The sequence below is a fragment of the Pontibacillus marinus BH030004 = DSM 16465 genome (genome assembly GCF_000425225.1).
In the GTDB taxonomy this organism is placed as follows: Bacteria; Bacillota; Bacilli; order Bacillales; family BH030062; genus Pontibacillus; species Pontibacillus marinus.
The window spans coordinates 82,232-101,119 of record NZ_KE384330.1; the positions used below are offsets into that span (position 1 = coordinate 82,232).

The window sequence follows — 18,888 nt, forward strand, 5'->3', positions numbered from 1 at the left end:
GATAAGTCAACATCGATTCGCCTAGGCTCATCGTGTTTCCTTTATCTTAACTACGGACTCAGTCCAGTCCCATAGTTGCTAAACGGGCGCATGCGCTTTTCTTTTTATTCTGTCACGCTTTCTTCTTTTTTCTTCGATCTCTTTTGAAAGAACCCTACAACTTTTCCAGATAGGTCATCCAAGTATGTGTACACAACTGGGATCAGGAGTAGTGTAAAGAAGCTGGATACCGTTAGACCGAAGATGATGGTTACGGCCATTGGTTGTTGCGCTTCTGCTCCTTGGCCTAGTCCTAGTGCCAGTGGGATCATGCCGAGTACGGTTGTCAGTGTTGTCATCAGGATTGGGCGCATACGGCTTGGTCCTGCTTCTAAAATGGCTTCGAAGCGATCGACGCCACGTCTGCGGACAATATTGATATAATCCACGAGTACGATCGCGTTGTTGACGACGATACCGGCGAGCATGATGACTCCGATGACGGCTGGGATACTTAGTGGTAATCCTGTGATGAATAGGCCACCGAGTACACCGACCACGGTTGCTGGCATGGAGAACATGATGACGAATGGATATAGGAAGTTCTCAAATTGGATTGCCATTACTGCGTACACAAGGAAGATTGAGAACACGAGTGCAAGTGCTAAGTCACCGAAGGATTCAGCCATATCTTCTGCCTGGCCTCCGATTTTGTACGAATAGCCTTCTGGGAAGTTCATCGTACTTAGCTCTTCGCGAATGTCCGCTGTGATGCTTCCTAGGTCGCGATCGACGATGTCACTTGTTACGTTCACCTGGCGTTGCTGATTTTCACGTAAAAGTGTGACTGGTCCCTGTACTTGTTTCAGTTCAGCAACGGTTGCAAGTGGGATCATCGTGCCATCTTGCGTTTGGATTTTTAGTGTTTCTAAGTCACTGATTGTTTGGCGCTCTTCCTCTGGTAGCATTAAGCGAACGTCAATTTCATCTCCACTTTCACGGAAACGAGTTGCGACCTGGCCGCTAAAGCCCATTTGAACCTGCGTCATAACTTGTTGGTAGGTTAAGCCGTATTGAGCTGCTTTATCTCGATCGACTTCTACTTGTATTTCTGGTCGTCCTTCTGATGCGGATGATTCAGGGTTGTGTACGCCTTCTACATCAGAAATAACCCAGGTCACTTGTTGTGCAAGTTCTTTTAAAACGTCATAGTCGTCACCATTAATTTGGATGGAGACTGGTGAGCCACCGCCTATACCGGCAGCCATTTCACTAACGGTAATCTCTGCTCCTACGATATTTTGTAGATCTGTATCGATCGACTGCATCACTTCAGCAGTTGTGCGTTCGCGATCATCAGGTGAGATAAGCTGAATTGTATAGGTAGCCTCGTTGGATGTAGAAGAGAATCCTTCAAAACCTCCGCCACCAATGCTGAGATAATTTGATTCGATAATCTCTTCATACGGCTGTAATTTTTCATCGATTTGGTTCGTGATGTCCTCTGTGCCTTGTAGCGATGTACCGCTTGGCGCTTCGACTGTGATTTCAATTTGTCCCTGGTCGGATTGCGGAATAAATTCCGTTCCGAGTAATGGCGTGATCGCTAAGCTCGCTACCACAGCCAGGAGTGTTCCAAATACAGTCGTTTTACGATGGTTTAGTACCCAGCGTAGCGTTGAGCGATATCCGCCATTCACGCGATCCATAAATCGATCAAACCAGTAACGTCGGCCGTTATCTTGCATGGCTTTTGTTAGTAGTTTAGAAGATAGCATCGGGATGAGCGTGATGGACACGATCAGGGATGCGACTAAAGCAAACGATACGGTCAACGCAAGTGGCGTGAACAATTCGGATGCGATTCCTTCTACGAATACAATCGGTAAAAAGACCACGAGTGTTGTAGTCGTTGATGCGATAACGGCTGGCGCAAGCTCGGAAGCACCTTGTTTTGCCGCTTCTTTTAACGTGTATCCATGCTGTCGATATGAAACGATATTTTCTAAAATGACGATGGAGCTGTCTACCATCATACCGATACCTAGGGCCAATCCACCCATGGTTAGTACGTTTAGGGTGTTGCCTGTAAAGTACATGAGCGTGAATGTTGAGATAATCGCAATTGGAATCGAGATCCCGATAACGATCGTTGCTCGGATACTTTTTAGGAACAAAAGTAATATAAGAACGGAGAAAATGCCTCCGAGAATAATATTTTGTACGACGGAATCAATGGACTGCTTGATGAACGTGGAGGTATCAAACACGATGTCGAGATTGACGTCGTCTGGTAGATCCTCTTTCATATCCTCCATTGCAGCGTACATGTTATCTGCTACTTCTACTGTGTTTCCATCTGTCTTTTTAAGGACGGATAGGACAACGGATGATTTTCCGTTTACGGTTGTTATGGATGTTACGTCTTTGAATGTGTCTTCGATATTCGCAACATCTTGAAGTTCGAGTTGTGCTCCTGTAGGTGTCGTAATGATGGTGTCACGCACATCCTTAACGGATTCGAATTCACCCTCGATTCGAACTTGTAGGTCCTGGTCGCCTTTTTCAATCACACCAGCTGATGTGGATTGGTTGGCGGCGTTAATGGCCTGAACAAGAGTTTGCGATGTTAGTCCGAACTTGGCGAGCTGAGAACGTTTCAGCTCGACTTGAACCTCACGTGTTTTTCCACCTTCAATGCTGACTGAGCCTACTCCGCCTTGACGTTCAAAATAAGGGACGAGGCGATCTTCTGCTAGTGTTTGAAGTTTTGCTTTGTCCTGACCTGTAAGACCTAACCACATAACTGGGATCTGCTGCGGGTCAAAACGAAGTACGCTCGGTTCATTCGCTCCTTCTGGCAGCATTCCTTTTACTTGGTCGACTTTTTCCCGGACGTCCAGGAGTGCGTTATCGAGATCAACACCGTTATTGAACATCATGATCACCATGGATGTTCCTGGTTGAGATTGCGATTGCACGGTGTCCATTCCTTCAATCGAGCTAACCGCTGATTCGATCGGTCGACTGACAAGTTTTTCGACTTCTTGTGGTGCTGCGTCTTCATAGCTTGTTGAAACGACCGCAATTGGGAGATCGATCTCTGGGTATAGGTCGATCGTTAGGTCTCTCAGTGAAACGAAACCAAGAGCTAAGATCGCAACAACGATCATAAACACCCCAACTGGGCGTTTGACGGAGGTATCGACAAGTTTCACTTATTCGTCCTCCTTCATAATGCTGACTTTGTTACCATCTGCAAGGGTTAGCTGTCCTTTGATCACGACCTGGTCGCCTTCAGAAAGCTCTCCTTTCACGGCAGTAATATCGGATTGCGTACGTACGATGGTGACAGGTGTTTTCTTCGCACGTTCTTCTTCAATAATATAGACAAAAGCTTCATCATTTTCTTCAATGACTGCTGAGGTTGGAACTAGGATGCTGTTTTCCACAGTGATTTCTGGCAGTTGAAGCGTGACCATCATGCCTGGTTTGATTTGGCTGTTTGAATTGGCGATGACCGCTTCAATTGGGTAGAGTCCACTATCGTTTGTAACAGGTGAAATGTAAGAAACGTTTGCCTGCTCCTCTAATTCGATCGGGTTGATATATGCCGGAATATCTTTACCTTTTTTAAAAAGCGGAAGTTCTTCAGCTGCAACGGTTGCATCTACTTTGATTGGGTTCAGGTTTACGACTGTTGCGATTGGCTGTTGATTCGATACCATATCGCCCACTTCAGCGTTCACTTGCACGACTTCGCCTGTTGCTGTCGCTGTGATCGATGTGTCTGCTGCCTGATTACGTGCCTGGCGCAGTTGAACTTGGGCCTGCTCAACCTGTAGCTGAGCTTGCTCCACGCTTATTTGTGCGTTGTCGAGTTGTTGCTGTGCTTGCGTTACACCAATTTTCGCTTGCTGCAAGGATGATTGGCCTGATGAGTTGCCGGTTTGCAGGCTTTTTCGTGCTTGTTCTAATTGGTTTTCAGCTTGTTGAGCTTGCACTTGTGCTTGCTCATATTTTTGCAAGGAAACAGCGCCTTCTTCGTATAGTTCTTTCATGCGTTGTTCATTACGTTGGGCGTCTTGGAACTGGATAAGAGCATTATCTACGCCTACGGATGAGCTCGTATCATTGTTTTCATTTTGGATTTTGGCTTGTTTTAGACGCTCTTGAGCATCCTGAAGACCTTGTTGGGCTTGATCTTTTTGATTTTGTGCAGATTTTAACTGGGAACGTGCTTGACGTAGAGCGATTTCTTGAAGCTCTACATTTTCTTGAGCGTTTCCAGCATCTACACGGCCGATGACTTGGCCTTTTTCAACTGTATCGCCACGCGCTACGTTTAGTTGGATTAGTTCGCCATTAGCTTTCGGTACTATGCCGATGTTGGTGTCTGGCATGGCGCGGCCGATGACTTCTTTTTCTACTTGAAGATTCCCTTTAGAGACAAGTGCCGTTTCTACTGGGGTGATTCTCTCTTCTTTTTCTTCGCCTGATTGGGTTTCTTGTGAGCATGCGCTGATAATGAGCATCACCAGCAGCATGAGACCCATGATGAGATTTTTCTTCACTTTCCGTACTCCCCTTCTCTGTTTAAATGAGCTTAATGCCGAGTTTTTCAGCTATTTTCTCGCAGTAACGTTGCAATTCTGGGATGTTTTTAAAATGGGCAAGCATCCCCTGAAAAACAATCGGTTGTGGATTCTCTTTTTCTAACTCTTCATGTAATACGCCTAACACGTTTTCAAGTTCATCTTGTTTTTCTTTTGTTAGGTCTATGTTTTGTAGCTGCGTTCGGATATGAATCAATTGATCGCGTATTTGTTGATCAGTGTCTTTACGTTCATCAGTAGGAAAATGTTCCAAAACTTTTTCTAGCGGAATTTGCGGATCTTCGTTTTCGCTTAGAATTCCCTGAATGACATCATCCATTCGACGCACAAGAAAGTTCGATAGCGAAACGTGATCCAAGTCTACTTCGTCGATAATCATCCATTTGAAGTAGCTTTGGAGCATGCCTTCTAGCAGGATAGATGCGTCTACGATGTGAGGTTTGAGTTCGTCACCATATATTTGGAGAAGGTTTTCACTCGTCCAGCGGAAACTTTGTTTTCGCATATCTTGGATGAATTGCTTGCTATCTGGTGTGAGATTGACGTTGTCACGCATGTGCATGATGATGAAGTCTTTGTTTTTCATAAAGTCTTTGAGAAGGACTTGTAGTTGTTGAGCGAGTGATTCTTTTGGTGTCAGATCCTCGCGCTGTTTGACTGCCCAAACTTTTTCCATCATGCCTTTGTAATAGTAGTCATGGATGTTAAGTGTTAGATCTTCTTTGGATTGAAAGTGAAGATAAAACGCCCCTTTGGATACGCCGCTTTTATCGGCGATTTCTTGGATCGAAGTGGCATGGAAGCCTTTTTGGGCGAAGAGCTTCATTCCTGTCTCGAGTAGTTTTTTCTTTTTTTCGTTCATATGTAGCTTCCTTTCTTTGGGAAGGGTTTTGTTGGTTGGGTATTACGTCTTGATTCGAATGGTTTGTAGGTGACCGTTCAGGTTTTGTTCTGACCAGTCAGTCACAATCATTACTATACTATTTTTGGGTGGGTTTGGCAATGTTTGTTGGGGGTGGGGATTGGTAAGGTTTTGTGAAGATTTTGGTGGGATGGGGGTTACGCGGGCTGGCGGGGCGGGGGTTCAGGCGGTTTGGTGCTGGATGCAGGCGGTCTTCTTGGGGATTCAGGCGCAAAGTGAGTGGGTTCAGGCGGTCTTCAATTGTTTTCAGGCTATCTTTGAGAAATGCAGGCGCTCTTGCTCTATATTCAGGCGATTCAGGCGCCCCCATCCCTAACCAAACAAAAACCCGTTGCCTCGGCAACGGGTTTCCATCTTTAGTAATTATTCAATAGTAAAGTCCATCTGAACAGCGTTTTTCAGGGAAAGGCCGCTTTCGTCTTGGACGTCTTTTGCGATGAATAGTGTGTACGTTTTGCCTGATTCGTAACTCTTCTCAGGTGTGATGGATACAGATGTGTTTTCTGCATCGTATTCAGCCGTAACTGGTACCACATTCATGTCCTGGTCGAATACAAGGAAGTTCATGGAGTCTACAGCTTCTTGGGAAAGCTCTTTGTTGAAGTTAACGCTCCAAACCTTGTCTTGCTCAACTTGTTCGCGTTCTTCAAGCTCCTCTTTATCTTCCTCTTGGTCTACTTTTTCTTTCATTTCTTTTTGCCATTCTGCAAGACGCTCTTTAGAAGCTTCTACCTCACTGCGTAGTTCGTCGATACGTTCTTGCACCTCAGTAACAGCATCAAGTTCTAGGTCTTTTCCAGCTTTGCGCTCAGCCCACTGATCCAGTTTGTCAAAGTAATTGTCCATGGCATCCAGTTTATGTAACTGGGCATCAAGTTTACCTGAGAAACTATGAGCACGTTCGTCGTAGCCTTCTAGTTCTTCCTCTTCTTCTTTCTCTTCATCTTCGTCTACGACTTCTTCCTCGTCATCAGATTCAGATTCTTCTTCGTCTTCATCAGATTCTTCATCTGAATCGGACTCTTCTTCATCTTCTGTGGAGTCTTCTTCAGAATCTGTTTCTTCTCCATCTTCTGTGGAGCCCTCTTCAGAATCTGTTTCCTCTCCGTCCTCTGTGGAGTCTTCCTCAGAATCTGTTTCTTCTCCGTCTTCTGTGGAGTCGTCTTCAGAATCTGTTTCTTCTCCGTCTTCTGTAGAGTCTGCTTCAGAGTCTGTTTCTTCTCCGTCTTCTGTAGAGTCGTCTTCAGAGTCTGTTTCTTCCCCATCTTCTGTGGAGTCGTCTTCAGAGTCTGTTTCTTCTCCATCTTCTGTGGAACCTTCATCGGTACCATCTTGAGTGTTTTCGTCGGATTCTTCTTCGGAGTCTTCTTCGTCATCCAGCTCTTTTTCGAAGTATTCTTCCATTACGTCATTTATTTTTTCGATATGTTCTTCGATTTTATCTAATCGTTTATTTAGTAGGTCAAAGCGTTTTTCGACAGCTTTTGCGTGTTTTTCTTCTAGCTTTTCACGGATTTCTTTTTTCTTTTCTTCTAATTTTTCTCGTACTTCTTCTAATTTCTCTTGAGCTCGTTCTTTTTCTTTTTCCCATTTGTCATCGCGCTTCATTTCATCAGCCCATTTTTTGAGCTCCTTTTCTTTCTGCTCCCACTTTTGCTTTCCTTCCTGATCTTTAAGATCGTCAGTGTCTGCTAAAGTGACAGTTGGTGCGGATAAGACAATTAAAGATGATGCCAATACGGAAAAAATTTTGTTCGAATGCTTTTTCATTACCGTTCCTCCCTTAAAATATTGTGGCAATGGCAGCTGGCAGGCATAGGTTGTCCCCTTAGCCCCTATAGCTTTGTGACAACAGATTTCTCCGTTTGTACCATTCCCATTGTAACACTAGGGGGTATGGCATGAATAGTAATTATAAGCAAAATACACCAATTGTTCTAATAGTGTGACAATTTATGGTATAAATCGATCTCTATCTGTTCTTCTTCCACAAATTTCATTTTTATAGAACGTTGCAATGGCCAAGCCTGTTAGTTGCATTTGTCTGCGGACTGAGAAGCCTGAGGTTGGAATGTGAAGTTCTGTGTCATCGCTGAAGTAAACGGTGCTACCTTTTGTTCCTTTCATTTCGTGGAATTGCTTTACATGAAAGAATGATATCCATTCGCAGTAGACGCTTCGTGGGGATCGTGTTGGAAATAAAAAAATGCCTTCGTTCGGCTTCACTGGAATTGGGAGCTTTGATTTTGTATGTAACATCTTTTCCATAGCAAGTCGCCTACCTCGGAGTGTTGAACCTCCTAGTAAACATGATTGGTTGACGATCTCTTTTGGAGTTTGTTTACATAGCAAAACCTGATGGTCCTCCAAAATTTTTGTTGGATACATTGGATCTGGATTTATTAAAATTGCTTTTGTCCTTTCATTCACCACATAACTTTTCTTCAATACCTCTGCCACCCATATTCCTCCCAAATTACTAAAATTTTCTAAGTAGTGATGCGATTTTACTAGATATTATTTTAGAAAGTTGTCGTAATTTGTCATTATGAGAAAAATTTTTGTTCCGAATCCGACCATTTGACCAATTGGTAATATATTGGAATAACTTGTGTAACCAATTTTTAAATTTTGGTATAATTAGGATATGGATTGAGGGGGAGGGATAATGTGAATATCCCAAGCAATCAGAAGGGGTTTGGCCAGAATCAACTTAACCACAATACGCAATTATCTTCAATGGATAAAGCTATTCGCAAAGAAAAAGTAAACGGAGATGGACTTATACATATCATTAATGACTCACCATCTAATGCAGAAGCAGAAAAGGGACACCCTACTTTAGGGAACGTGGTTGATCGGAAGGCCTAAAAAAACAACGCCAGGGTTGGCGTTGTTTTTTTACTTTATTCTTCTTCTTCTGTCATAGTATCTTCATTACCTTGGTTTTCTTCAGTTGTACCGCCGTCTTCGCCGTTCATTCCATCTTCTTTATTCTTATCTTCACCATTTTCACCGTTACCCATGTCACCATTCTCGCCACCATTTTGTTCTTCTTGTTGCTGATCTTCTTCTGGTGGTGGGTTCTGCTCATCTGTTCCACAAGCTGCGATTAGAGATAGTGCTAAAGCTGATGTACCTAGTTTTGCAATCCAATTCTTTTTCATAATAATATCCTCCTTGTTGTCTGTACCTTTATGTTTCGCTTTTCTATTTGGCATTAGGGGAGCATCTTATTTGGAATTTTTTCCTCTAAGATGTTTGTGGTAGTGTTATTCCACATGGTTCAACTTTTAAACAAGTTAGCATGAATTCAGGACTTTAGATGTGCAACCTCCCCTTATTTTAGGAAGTTGTTCATATTACGTGCCAATAGAAGAGCTTTTCTCTAGAGTTTGCTTATTCTGAGGAATTATTCATGGTTTTCGAAAAGTTTTATATACAAAAGGGGAGTGGGATAAGTAAGTGAGGCGATCATCTTGAAAAGAGCTAACTATATTTCATTAGAGGTGTATATTCACTTGCGTATGTTTTTGCTCGTGCGCGTTAGTTCTTCTCTTCGAGCGTGGGATTCTCCTACTCGGGCGTGCGATTCTCTTTTCCTCGCGTGGGATTCTCCTACTCGGGCGTGCGATTCTCTTTTCCGCGCGTGGGATTCTCCTCCTCGGGCGTGCGATTCTCTTTTCCGCGCGTGGGATCCTCCTACTCGGGCGTGCGATTCTCTTTTCCGCGCGTGGGATCCTCCTCCTCGGGCGTGCGATTCTCTTTTCCGCGCGTGGGATTCTCCTCCTCGGGCGTGCGATTCTCTTTTCCGCGCGTGGGATCCTCCTACTCGGGCGTGCGATTCTCTTTTCCGCGCGTGGGATTCTCCTCCTCGGGCGTACGATTCTCTTTTCCGCGCGTGGGATTCTCCCCCTCGGGCGTGCGATTCTTCCCTTCATATTAAAAAGTAAAAAACCAAAAAAGCCTGTCCATTCCCGGACAGGCTTTCTTCATCATTTATTCTTCTTCTTTTTCCCCTAGAGCAAACATGATTTCCGCTTCGCATACAAGTTCGCCGTCTACTGTGGCTTTGGCTTTTCCTTTGCCGATGCTTGCTTTTGCTCGGACGATCTCTACTTCTAAAGTAAGGGTGTCACCTGGGACGACTTGGCGTTTGAAACGGCATTTGTCGATGCCTGTAAAGAACGCTAAGCGGCCTCGGTTCTCTTCTTTCTTTAGCATCGCTACTGCTCCTACTTGAGCTAGTGCTTCTACTACAAGAACGCCTGGCATTACTGCGTAGCTTGGGAAGTGGCCTTGGAAAAATGGTTCGTTGATGGTTACGTTTTTCTTACCTACAGCGCGTTGGCCTTCTTCTAATTCAGTTACTTGATCCACTAAAAGAAACGGATATCGGTGTGGGATAATCTCTTGAATGTCTTGGATATCGAGCATGATGATCCTCCTATTCGGTTTTGGTTACGATATCAATGATATGTTGCCACGTGTCAATTTTCAAGGCGTCAGTTGGATTTCCGTCTCCAATAATACCATAACCAATCATTAAACCAGTCAATAAAGCAAGCGCGCAGATGACAAAAACAATAATGATGCGTAGCCAAATGGGTAAGATACGACGGCGATACTTTTTCGGTTTCTCGTCGTTTTGCTTTTCTTTTTGCTTCTTGGCTTCTTCTTTTTGTTTTTTCTTTTGTTCTTTTTCCTGTTGGCGCTCTTTCTTTTGGTTTTCTTTATTCAGTTCGCGTCGTTCACTACGACTGATTGGCTCTTTTTTGTCAGGCATTGTACAGACTCCTTATCGTTCATTTCATCTATGTGGATTAACGTAATTGATTGATTAGGCCCATCATTTGGTCACCCATAGCGATCGAGCGACTGTTGAATTGATAAGCGCGTTGTGTCGAAAGCATGTCTGTTACTTGTTTTCCCATATCCACATTGGACGATTCTAATGCACCTTGCTGCAAGCGTACATCATTGGCTCCAACCGCTTCAATGATTTCTTGCTGATTGTATCCTAATTCCTCTAAATCCGGTAAACGGAAAAGGTTTTGACCTGCTGCTTCAAGTAATCGCGGTCGTGAAGCATTGACTACATTTAGTCTTGCCTCAACTGCCGTTTCTCCATTACGTTCTACAGCAATTTCTCCATTTTCTCGGATCGTAAAGGACTCAAAATTGTTTTGTAATCGAATCGGTCCATCTTCACCTAGAACAGGGTTGCCATTCGATGTAACAAGCATCACTTCATTCTCATTAATCGGTTGAAAGGAGAATGATCCATCTCTAGTGTACATTGTGGTGGCTTGTCCATTTTCAGTGCGTTGAACCTGAAACATATGATTTTCATTCATGATCGCAACATCAAGAGGGCGGCCTGTTTGCTTAATGGATCCTTGCTTCATATCCAGATCTGTACTGGCTAAATAAGCACCTGATCCAATTCGGATGCCATCTGGTGTGGTGCGATTTGCGTTTTCTCCCTCGTCATCAAGGTTGTCCATTTGTTGAATCAAGAGGGATGAAAAATCTGCTTGGCGGCTTTTATAGCCGGGTGTATTCATATTGGATAAATTGTTTCCGATTAAATCCAGTTTATTTTGCAGCTGGCCCATCGTTACGGCCGCTTGCATAGAAGAACGTAACATTTAGGAACCCTCCCTATCTGACTCGACCAATTTCGTTTACAGCCTTGTCCATGCTTTGGTCATAGGCTTTTAATACTTTTTGGTTCGTCTCGAATAAACGATATGAACTCATCATTTCAGTCATCGTGCGAGCTGGATCTACATTGGATCCTTCGAGGGCATTTTGTTTCACTCCGAATGTCACGCCTTCAGCTGTTCTTGCGTTGACAGGGGCTTGTCCTTCCCCTTCTTCATTATATCGGAATAGATCATTTCCCTCTTTGACAAGCTGATAAACATCATTTGTATAAGAAATTCCAAGTTGTGTTTCGCCACCCTCAATTTGCAGAACGCCTTCAGGTGATACCGTAAATTCTTGTCCGCCTGTTTGAACGCGATTGCCTTGTTGATCTAAGACATAAGCGCCGCTCTGTGAAACAAGAAAACCTTGTCCATCTACCGTGAAGTTTCCACTACGTGTGTAGCGTGGCTCTCCATCCTGACCTCTTACCGTGAAAAACACAGACCCATTTTCATCTGGAAAGTTCCCGTTCATTAAGGCCATGTCAGTCGAAACACCTGTATTTCGAAGATCACCTTGTGTGAAGTCAGGAGCTGTCTCTTGTAAGTACGTACCGGTACTCAAAGGACCCACTTCGCTTCGCATAGGTAGATTTATAGTTTTGGATGTTGGTAGTGATTTACTTTCCATACGTTCGATCAGCATCTCTGGAAAAGCACGTACAGAACCCTGATCTGCTTTGTATCCAGGTGTTGTAACGTTCGATAGGTTATTGGATAGGGTTTCTTGACGCCTTTGCTGTGTGAGCATTCCGGATGCTGCTGTATAAAATCCTCTTAGCAACGTACTTCCCCCCTGTTTTTAAACAATGCTATCTTTTGGTAGTTTATCAATGTTTTCGAGCATGATGCCTGTCCCTTTTGCAACACAGTTCATTGGCTCTTCGGCAACTAAAACAGGGACCTTAAGCTCTTCTGATAGCAATTGATCAAGACCATGTAACAGCGCACCACCGCCAGTTAAAATTACACCGCGGTCAATGATGTCAGCAGATAATTCAGGTGGTGTACGTTCAAGAACCTGCTTAGAATTTTGAACAATTAAAGAAACGGATTCTTGTAGAGCTTGTTCAATTTCTTCCGAGTAAACGGTGATCGTGCGAGGTAATCCAGAAACCATGTCACGACCTCGAATATCAATTTGCTCGTGGCGTGAACCTTTGAATACCGTTGCTACGTTCACCTTAATATCTTCAGCCGTACGCTCTCCGATCAGAAGTTTGTACTCTTTCTTAATGTATTGAAGAATTTCATTATCAAATTTATCTCCGGCCATCTTAATCGATGAGGCGGTGACAATATCGCCCATGGAAAGAACCGCAATATCCGTGGTACCACCGCCGATATCAATTACCATGTTACCGCTTGGTTGGAAAATATCCATACCTGCTCCAATAGCAGCTACTTTCGGTTCTTCTTCTAAGTAAACTTTCTTTCCGCCGCTTTTCTCAGCCGCTTCTTTGATCGCTTTTTGCTCAACTTTCGTTATGTTTGTTGGGCAGCAGATCAGCATACGGGGCTTGGATAAAAAGCCTCGTACATTTATTTTATTAATAAAGTGCTTAAGCATTGCTTCTGTTACATCAAAATCTGCAATAACGCCATCTTTTAGTGGACGAATCGCTTCAATATTGCCTGGTGTACGTCCCACCATACGACGGGCTTCATCACCGACCTCCAGAACTTTCCCTGAATTACGATCCATAGCCACTACAGATGGCTCATTCAAGACAATACCTTTTCCTTTAACATGAATTAATACATTCGCTGTACCTAGGTCAATCCCGATATCCCTTGCAAACATGTGACGTTGATCCTCCCTGCTTAAATACTATTCCTTCCGAGAACATTAATCTTCTAATACTTTATTTTATCACACATTTCAGCAAAATTTGTCATTAGAAGATAAAAAAGTTTCTGTTTCAAAAGAATTAGGTATTTGGGAGGATCACAAGGTTATCCTGCAGTATTGGCGGGCTCTTCTTCAGGTAACTTATCTTTGTTGTATTTGTTTTTTGTTGCTTCCCCGCCTCGCAGATGTCGAATTGCTTTATGATAGTCCAAAATCTCCTTCACTTCATTAGCTAACTCGGGATTAATGTCCGGCAACCGCTCTGTTAAATCCTTATGAACCGTGCTCTTTGAGACTCCAAATTCCTTCGCAATCACTCGAACGGTTTTTCTCGTCTCCACGATATATTTCCCGATCTTGATCGTTCGCTCTTTGATGTAATCGTGCACACCACTCGCCTCCTGATAGTTGGATGTCAAAGGTGTGAAATGAGACAAGGTTGAATATAGATATATGTAATGCCTGCCAGTTCTAAGATGGATGTGTTTCTAGGTATCTTGAGGTAATCCTTTTCCCTCTCACCTCAAACCTTCCCTAATTGAGGGATCCAAAAGGGATAGTTTTGTCCTCCCTTTTGAACCCTCCATTACTGGGTTTGTATCAGATTATGTGAGGGTTGAGCGGTTTATGATTAAAAAGTCTTGTGGGACAAGGGGTACAGGCTGTTGTTTTTTACGAGGGAATTAAATTCACAGAAAAAGAGACCTTCCCAGGTAAGTTCTAAAGCCTGGAAAAGTCCTTTTGATTTTCGATTTATAATTACTTTATGCAATGCTTTCCGTTACTTTCATAAACTTTATTTCGATTTCTATCCCATACCACCTGTGTCAGGATCTTTCATGATTTGAATAGGGCCAATATCAAAAGACTGATTCATCTTTTCTACGGTTACATTAGAATAAGAACCAATACCAACAAGTATCACTGCCATAATAAAACATTTGATTATTATGTTCTTCATAATACTCTCTCCCTTTTAAGATTATCCTATTTGATCGGTGGTTCTACTGGATCATTTTGCATAATCACCTTAATTGGAGGTTCTACCGGATCATATTGCATAATTACCTTGATTGGAGGTTCTACCGGATCAGAATACACCTTGATCGGAGGCTCGACTGGATCTTGGAACTGAGGACCTTCTTCTGCTTGCACATCCATTACATTAAAACCTCCTATTAGTAATACTAGTGCCATCAGTGACGTCATTCCCATTACCATTAACTTCTTCATCTAATTCCTCCTATGTTCATGTGGTTTAACGCTTGTAACGGAAGTCTTGCATAAAAGTAATGACTCTCTTCATTTACAAAACTGTTATAGGATTGGACTAATAACTGCTTGTCCATTTTTGCTAGACCAAGGTAATACTTTTGGAAAGGCGTTAGGGTTTCAAAAGAGCTCAGGATTTTGATAGCTTTTTCTCTGTCCCCTCTAGCGATTGCTAAATGGGCCTGTTCAGGTAAACTATCGGTTTCAATCCCTTCCGGAACGCCATGGTAGGCTGATACAAAAGGTAGATTATGTTGTTTCACTAGCTGTTCAATCTTAGGTAATTCAAATTTCTTCGCTAGCTTTAATGCTTCATTTAAGTGATAAACACTCTGATCATATCCTTCAAACACATATGATAGAGCTAATATAATGTGCACTCGTGACATGCGTGTCGGAGATATTTGTCTATGATTGATAATTTCAAATCCATATTTTCGCGCAATAATAAGTTCATTTTTTCTCCAATGATAACGAAATAGAATTTCTTTACTTCTCATTTGATAAAATTCCAACAAAAGAGAAGGTTGCAATTGGCTTAAACCCTCTGAAAGTTTCTCATTCAAAAAGGCCCACACACCATAGCGACGCATCTCATAATTACTATAAATTTTTAAGAAGGTATGAAAGCATTCTTGTTCTTCATTTAAGGGAGCTATTTTCTTTAACTCCATTAACATATCTGAATCGGATAGTGTGTGCCTCAAATTTCTATAATGTAGTTCATATAACTTTCCCCATACACGATCTTCCTCGAAGATGGACTTCTTGTTGATATTCAAAAGGGTTTCGAACTCCTCATAATATCCATTCATCAATAAAAGTTCTAAACCGTGATGCCTTGCCTCTGGTGTGGTTGATTCTAAGCAGTAGTCTTTCAATAGAATCATGGCAGTTTTTTCATCGTGCATCTTCACTAAGATCTTTTTCACTGCATATAACGACATTTTGCTATCTCTAAAATCTTTTAATACTGCACTCATCTCGACCCACCTTGTCTTTAGCGTATATATACAAATTCAGACATCTTTTTTCTTTGTTAGGATAAAATTACCAGACTCTTCAGAAGGAAAAAACACTTTAGACAAAAGAAGTGTGTAGTCGACAAAACCTTTCAAGACTTTCTGCAGTAATCGACGGCATCCTGGGGAGCATCATCCAGCTCCATCGTCCAGTGACTAGTGTGCTTGGGCCCACACGATGTGGGTCAGGTCGACGTTGTCACAGGATGTGAAGGTTTTAGTCGATCATTCTTCCTCCTTGCGTTAAGTCAACATCGAATCGCCAGGGCTCTTCGTGTTTCCTTTAACTCATACGGCTCAGTCCAGCCCATACGTCACTACCCGGACGATTCCGCTTTAGAAGTCATAAAAAAATCCTACCTGTAACAGGTAGGATTTTGGCGAAAGCCGAGGCTTACGTATTTGTCATTGAAATGGATGATTCGCTATCTTCGTTTGGTTCTTTCTTGTCTTCTGGTTGCTTATCTTCTTCAGGTTGATCCTTTTGCTCAGACTTCTCATCTTCTACTGAGATGTTGCTTAGCGGTTGGTTGAAGTACGTTTCAGGATTCACTTTGTTTCCATCTTTTACGACTTCAAAATGTACGTGTACGCCGCTTGCTTGTCCCATTAAACTCTGTCCAGCTGTTCCAATTGCATCGTCCTGATTTACTTCAGCACCTGTTTCAACAAGAACGTCACCTAAGCTCATATAGCGAGTTGTAAGACCATCTTGGTGTGTAATTTCAACTACATTACCCAGTAGTGGATCTTCTTTGACTTCCGTTACTGTACCTGTAGCAGATGCTAGAACATCGAAAGATTCGCCATCTTCACGTGCGATGTCTACACCTTCGCTTTGATAGTAATGGTTGTCGTAAAGAATAAGGGCTTTTTCACGGTCTTCTGCACTTGCGCTATAATCGAAAAACTTGGTTTTGATAACAGCTTGGTCACGGTTATGAAGTGGCATGTTTAAGTTTTCATTCAGCTCCATAACAGGTGTTGCAGGCTGGTTATCATAGTCGATTTGGTCTGTTTCATTTTGAAGGTTGTCTTGATCATCAGCAAGATCTTCAACATTGGTTAAAGAACTCTGATACCAAAGAACTCCTGTCAAAATCAAAGCTGCTGCTACTAAATAAACACTAGGGAAAAACCATTTCTTACGCAAAATCCGTTTCCAGTTGTTTTTTGAAACGTTTTTGTTTTCTTCCTCTCTCATTTCATCATCACCTCAGCAACCATTCTGATCAGAAAGAGGAAGAACTATACATCTTTTTGAAAAAAATTTTTTATAATTAGTTTTCGACAAAAGACTTAGGTTATGCATATTAATTTAAAGAAAAGCTCCAGTACCCTGACGGATCGCTGGAGCTAAACATCTATAAGCATTATCTGGATGCAATCTGTGGCAGGAATGTATCGATCTCTGTGATGGCTACATCATTGTAATAATGAACCACAATATCCTTATACCCTTTTCCTTCTTGAGCCATTCCGTTTGCTCCATATTGGCTCATACCAACGCCGTGACCGTAGCCTTTTGTTTTGAAGATAATATATTGATCTTTTTGTTGAACGGTAAAGTCGGATGATTTTAGATTCAATTGTTCACGAATTTCTCGTCCTGTAAACGTTTTGTCGCCTACTTTTGCTGTATTAATTCGTTTGCTTTCGGTTTTGGTAATGTTTGTTATGATCGGATGATCTTCTTTAAGTTGTACGCCTAGTTTTTGTTCAATCTCACTCATTGTAAATACCTTTTGATCTAGATACTTCGGTGAGTCTGTGTCCCACGGGCTTTCTACGCTTCTCAGGTAAGGAAATTCGTGCTCCCAGTAATCTTCTGAGTTTTCCGTGTAGCCGTTTGATGTTGAAAAGAACGAAGCTGTGATAGGAGATCCGTCATACGTCAGGATTTCTCCCTTTGTCTCTGCAACAGCCTGCTTAATCTTGTTCATCTTCCAAATATAATCCGGCCCCCATGCTTTTATCAACTCATCGTTGTTCTTATACACCTGATGCTGGATTGTATCGGTTACATGAGCGTTCCCCGGAATGTCTTCTTCAGATTTAATAAGATGCTGAACGATGTATGTGCGTGCGGCTAGCGATTGTGCTTTAAGTGCCTCTAATTCAAAATCAGCCGGCATTTCAGATGCGACAACGCGGGACACATACAGTTCTAGGGGCACCTGTTCAACTTGTTCTGCCTTCGTCCTGTACACATTCACACTGAAGGATGAAAGATCATCTAAATTGAAGTCCTTCAAGGTTTCGACAGGTTTGGTTGGTGTTGTTGAATCCTCTGTTGCTACTTCTTGGATCGGATCAGATGGTTGAATAAATGGAAGCACAATTAATGTTGGAACGACAAGAATGATAAGCACTAATGTGCCGATTAGAAGAAGTCCTGGCCCCTTCCATGCTTTCATATGGAAGCCCCCTTTTCTAGTTACTCTACTAATAAATCTATACACGAGTTGGGAATAGTAGAACTAGAAATTTTGATTGGGGGGAAGGCTTGTTGGCTTGGAAGCTCCCGGGACTTGGAGGGGCGGACATGTTAGCGTATTACTTCTATGACAAGGTCGCCTAGCTTTTCTTCGTTTTGGTAAATGGCGATTTCCCATATGCCCCAGTATGGGAAGGCTAATTGGGTTTGTATGGCTGTGTTGGCGCCTAGTTTTTGTTTTAGTTCTGCTGCTCCATTTGGGAGGTCTTTTGCTTTTGGGATCTGCAGTTGAACTTTATCGCCAGAGAACCTCTCTTCGGCTTTTAGCGTTAGATTTTGAGGCTTAATGTCTTCTTCGTTCCATAGAAAGAATGTGGCTTCATATGCTTTATTTTGCTTAATGGGTTGTTTTTTAACCATCATGAGGTCTTGCTTCTCGCCTTGTAGTTTAACCTGCTGTTCTTCTGTTATAGGGCTGACTTGGAAGCGTTGCTCGTGGTGCCAGTTGTTGTAGACTTGGTATCCTGCGTAGGCAGCTAGTAAGACCAGTACCGTTGTGATTATGGCGTATCCCTTTGGGTTGAGGTCCACGCCTGTGCCTGAGGATGGTTTGAACCAGTATATGAATGAGATTAGAGCTATTAGGAGAAGTACGCTTATTAAGAAAATGATCATTTTGGATGCTCCTTTTTGGGGTGTTGGTTGTATTACGGTTGGGTGCTGGGTGTGGTTTCGGGGATTGGGGGGATCGGGACTTTTGGCTGGGGGTTGGAGAGGCGTGGGGCGTTTGTGAGTGGGTGCTGGGTTTTGTGAGCGGGTTGATGGTTATATGAGCTTCTTGCTGGATTTGTGAGTAGGTTGAACACTATATGAGCGGCTACAGGGATTTATGAGCGGGTTGACCACTTTATGAGCATTTACCGGGATTTATGAGCGGGTTGAACACTTTATGAGCGGCTACTGGGATTTATGAGCGGGTTGAACACTTTATGAGCAGTTACCGGGATTTATGAGCGGGTTGAACACTTTATGAGCAGCTACCGGGATTTATGAGCGGGTTGACCACTTTATGAGCAG

General features: G+C 42.8%; 19 protein-coding genes and 1 riboswitch. Of the genes, 1 reads left to right on the plus strand and 18 read right to left on the minus strand.

Going from position 1 to position 18,888, the window contains the following annotated elements; genetic code table 11:
- Nucleotides 1-104: 104 nt before the first annotated feature.
- The 5 genes from H514_RS0115645 to H514_RS24030 all read right to left on the minus strand — a co-directional run bounded on the left by H514_RS0115645 (nucleotide 105) and on the right by H514_RS24030 (nucleotide 7,977).
- A complete protein-coding gene (locus tag H514_RS0115645; protein WP_027447805.1) occupies nucleotides 105-3,197 on the minus strand; it encodes an efflux RND transporter permease subunit in 3,093 nt (1,030 codons plus the stop codon).
- Nucleotides 3,198-4,553, minus strand: a complete 1,356-nt coding sequence (locus H514_RS0115650; protein WP_027447806.1) for an efflux RND transporter periplasmic adaptor subunit — start codon at nucleotides 4,551-4,553, stop codon at nucleotides 3,198-3,200.
- Nucleotides 4,554-4,575: 22 nt separating this feature from the next.
- Nucleotides 4,576-5,457: a TetR/AcrR family transcriptional regulator gene (locus tag H514_RS0115655; RefSeq protein ID WP_027447807.1), complete on the minus strand. Its 882-nt coding sequence runs from the start codon at nucleotides 5,455-5,457 to the stop codon at nucleotides 4,576-4,578.
- Between the two features lie 423 nt (nucleotides 5,458-5,880).
- Complete coding sequence (locus tag H514_RS24025; protein ID WP_051255170.1) at nucleotides 5,881-7,287, minus strand: Ig-like domain-containing domain; 1,407 nt, start codon at nucleotides 7,285-7,287, stop codon at nucleotides 5,881-5,883.
- Between the two features lie 28 nt (nucleotides 7,288-7,315).
- A riboswitch (cyclic di-GMP riboswitch) is annotated at nucleotides 7,316-7,399 on the minus strand.
- Nucleotides 7,400-7,470: 71 nt separating this feature from the next.
- Nucleotides 7,471-7,977 (minus strand): competence protein ComK, encoded by a 507-nt coding sequence (locus H514_RS24030; RefSeq protein ID WP_051255171.1) that lies wholly within the window; start codon nucleotides 7,975-7,977, stop codon nucleotides 7,471-7,473.
- 210 nt (nucleotides 7,978-8,187) lie between these two features.
- Between H514_RS24030 and H514_RS0115675 the strand changes: the two genes are divergently transcribed.
- Entirely contained in the window at nucleotides 8,188-8,388 is a 201-nt protein-coding gene (locus H514_RS0115675; protein ID WP_027447809.1) for a hypothetical protein, read from the plus strand.
- 35 nt (nucleotides 8,389-8,423) lie between these two features.
- Here H514_RS0115675 and H514_RS0115680 read toward each other — a convergent pair whose 3' ends face one another.
- The 13 genes from H514_RS0115680 to H514_RS0115740 all read right to left on the minus strand — a co-directional run bounded on the left by H514_RS0115680 (nucleotide 8,424) and on the right by H514_RS0115740 (nucleotide 18,486).
- A complete protein-coding gene (locus tag H514_RS0115680; RefSeq protein ID WP_027447810.1) occupies nucleotides 8,424-8,684 on the minus strand; it encodes a hypothetical protein in 261 nt (86 codons plus the stop codon).
- Between the two features lie 832 nt (nucleotides 8,685-9,516).
- Nucleotides 9,517-9,954 (minus strand): 3-hydroxyacyl-ACP dehydratase FabZ, encoded by a 438-nt coding sequence (fabZ, locus tag H514_RS0115685; RefSeq protein ID WP_027447811.1) that lies wholly within the window; start codon nucleotides 9,952-9,954, stop codon nucleotides 9,517-9,519.
- 10 nt (nucleotides 9,955-9,964) lie between these two features.
- Nucleotides 9,965-10,303 (minus strand): DNA-directed RNA polymerase subunit beta, encoded by a 339-nt coding sequence (locus H514_RS0115690; RefSeq protein ID WP_036841765.1) that lies wholly within the window; start codon nucleotides 10,301-10,303, stop codon nucleotides 9,965-9,967.
- A gap of 37 nt (nucleotides 10,304-10,340) precedes the next feature.
- On the minus strand, nucleotides 10,341-11,168 hold the full coding sequence (locus tag H514_RS0115695; protein ID WP_027447813.1) for a flagellar hook-basal body protein: 828 nt from the start codon (nucleotides 11,166-11,168) through the stop codon (nucleotides 10,341-10,343).
- A gap of 13 nt (nucleotides 11,169-11,181) precedes the next feature.
- Entirely contained in the window at nucleotides 11,182-12,012 is an 831-nt protein-coding gene (locus H514_RS0115700; RefSeq protein WP_027447814.1) for a flagellar hook-basal body protein, read from the minus strand.
- Nucleotides 12,013-12,030: 18 nt separating this feature from the next.
- Entirely contained in the window at nucleotides 12,031-13,032 is a 1,002-nt protein-coding gene (mreB, locus tag H514_RS0115705) for a rod shape-determining protein (protein WP_027447815.1), read from the minus strand.
- A gap of 152 nt (nucleotides 13,033-13,184) precedes the next feature.
- A complete protein-coding gene (gene spoIIID, locus H514_RS0115710; protein ID WP_027447816.1) occupies nucleotides 13,185-13,469 on the minus strand; it encodes a sporulation transcriptional regulator SpoIIID in 285 nt (94 codons plus the stop codon).
- A 419-nt stretch (nucleotides 13,470-13,888) separates the two neighbouring features.
- A complete protein-coding gene (locus H514_RS24740) occupies nucleotides 13,889-14,041 on the minus strand; it encodes a hypothetical protein (RefSeq protein ID WP_154657394.1) in 153 nt (50 codons plus the stop codon).
- Between the two features lie 26 nt (nucleotides 14,042-14,067).
- On the minus strand, nucleotides 14,068-14,313 hold the full coding sequence (locus tag H514_RS0115720) for a hypothetical protein (RefSeq protein ID WP_027447817.1): 246 nt from the start codon (nucleotides 14,311-14,313) through the stop codon (nucleotides 14,068-14,070).
- A complete protein-coding gene (locus H514_RS0115725) occupies nucleotides 14,310-15,335 on the minus strand; it encodes an AimR family lysis-lysogeny pheromone receptor (RefSeq protein ID WP_027447818.1) in 1,026 nt (341 codons plus the stop codon). Before H514_RS0115725 ends, H514_RS0115720 begins: the two co-directional genes overlap by 4 nt.
- Before the next feature lie 433 nt (nucleotides 15,336-15,768).
- Nucleotides 15,769-16,578, minus strand: coding sequence for a M23 family metallopeptidase (locus H514_RS0115730; protein ID WP_027447819.1), 810 nt, complete (start codon nucleotides 16,576-16,578; stop codon nucleotides 15,769-15,771).
- A 169-nt stretch (nucleotides 16,579-16,747) separates the two neighbouring features.
- Nucleotides 16,748-17,791 (minus strand): stage II sporulation protein D, encoded by a 1,044-nt coding sequence (gene spoIID / locus H514_RS0115735; RefSeq protein ID WP_027447820.1) that lies wholly within the window; start codon nucleotides 17,789-17,791, stop codon nucleotides 16,748-16,750.
- A 131-nt stretch (nucleotides 17,792-17,922) separates the two neighbouring features.
- Entirely contained in the window at nucleotides 17,923-18,486 is a 564-nt protein-coding gene (locus H514_RS0115740) for a hypothetical protein (RefSeq protein ID WP_027447821.1), read from the minus strand.
- Nucleotides 18,487-18,888: the final 402 nt, after the last annotated feature.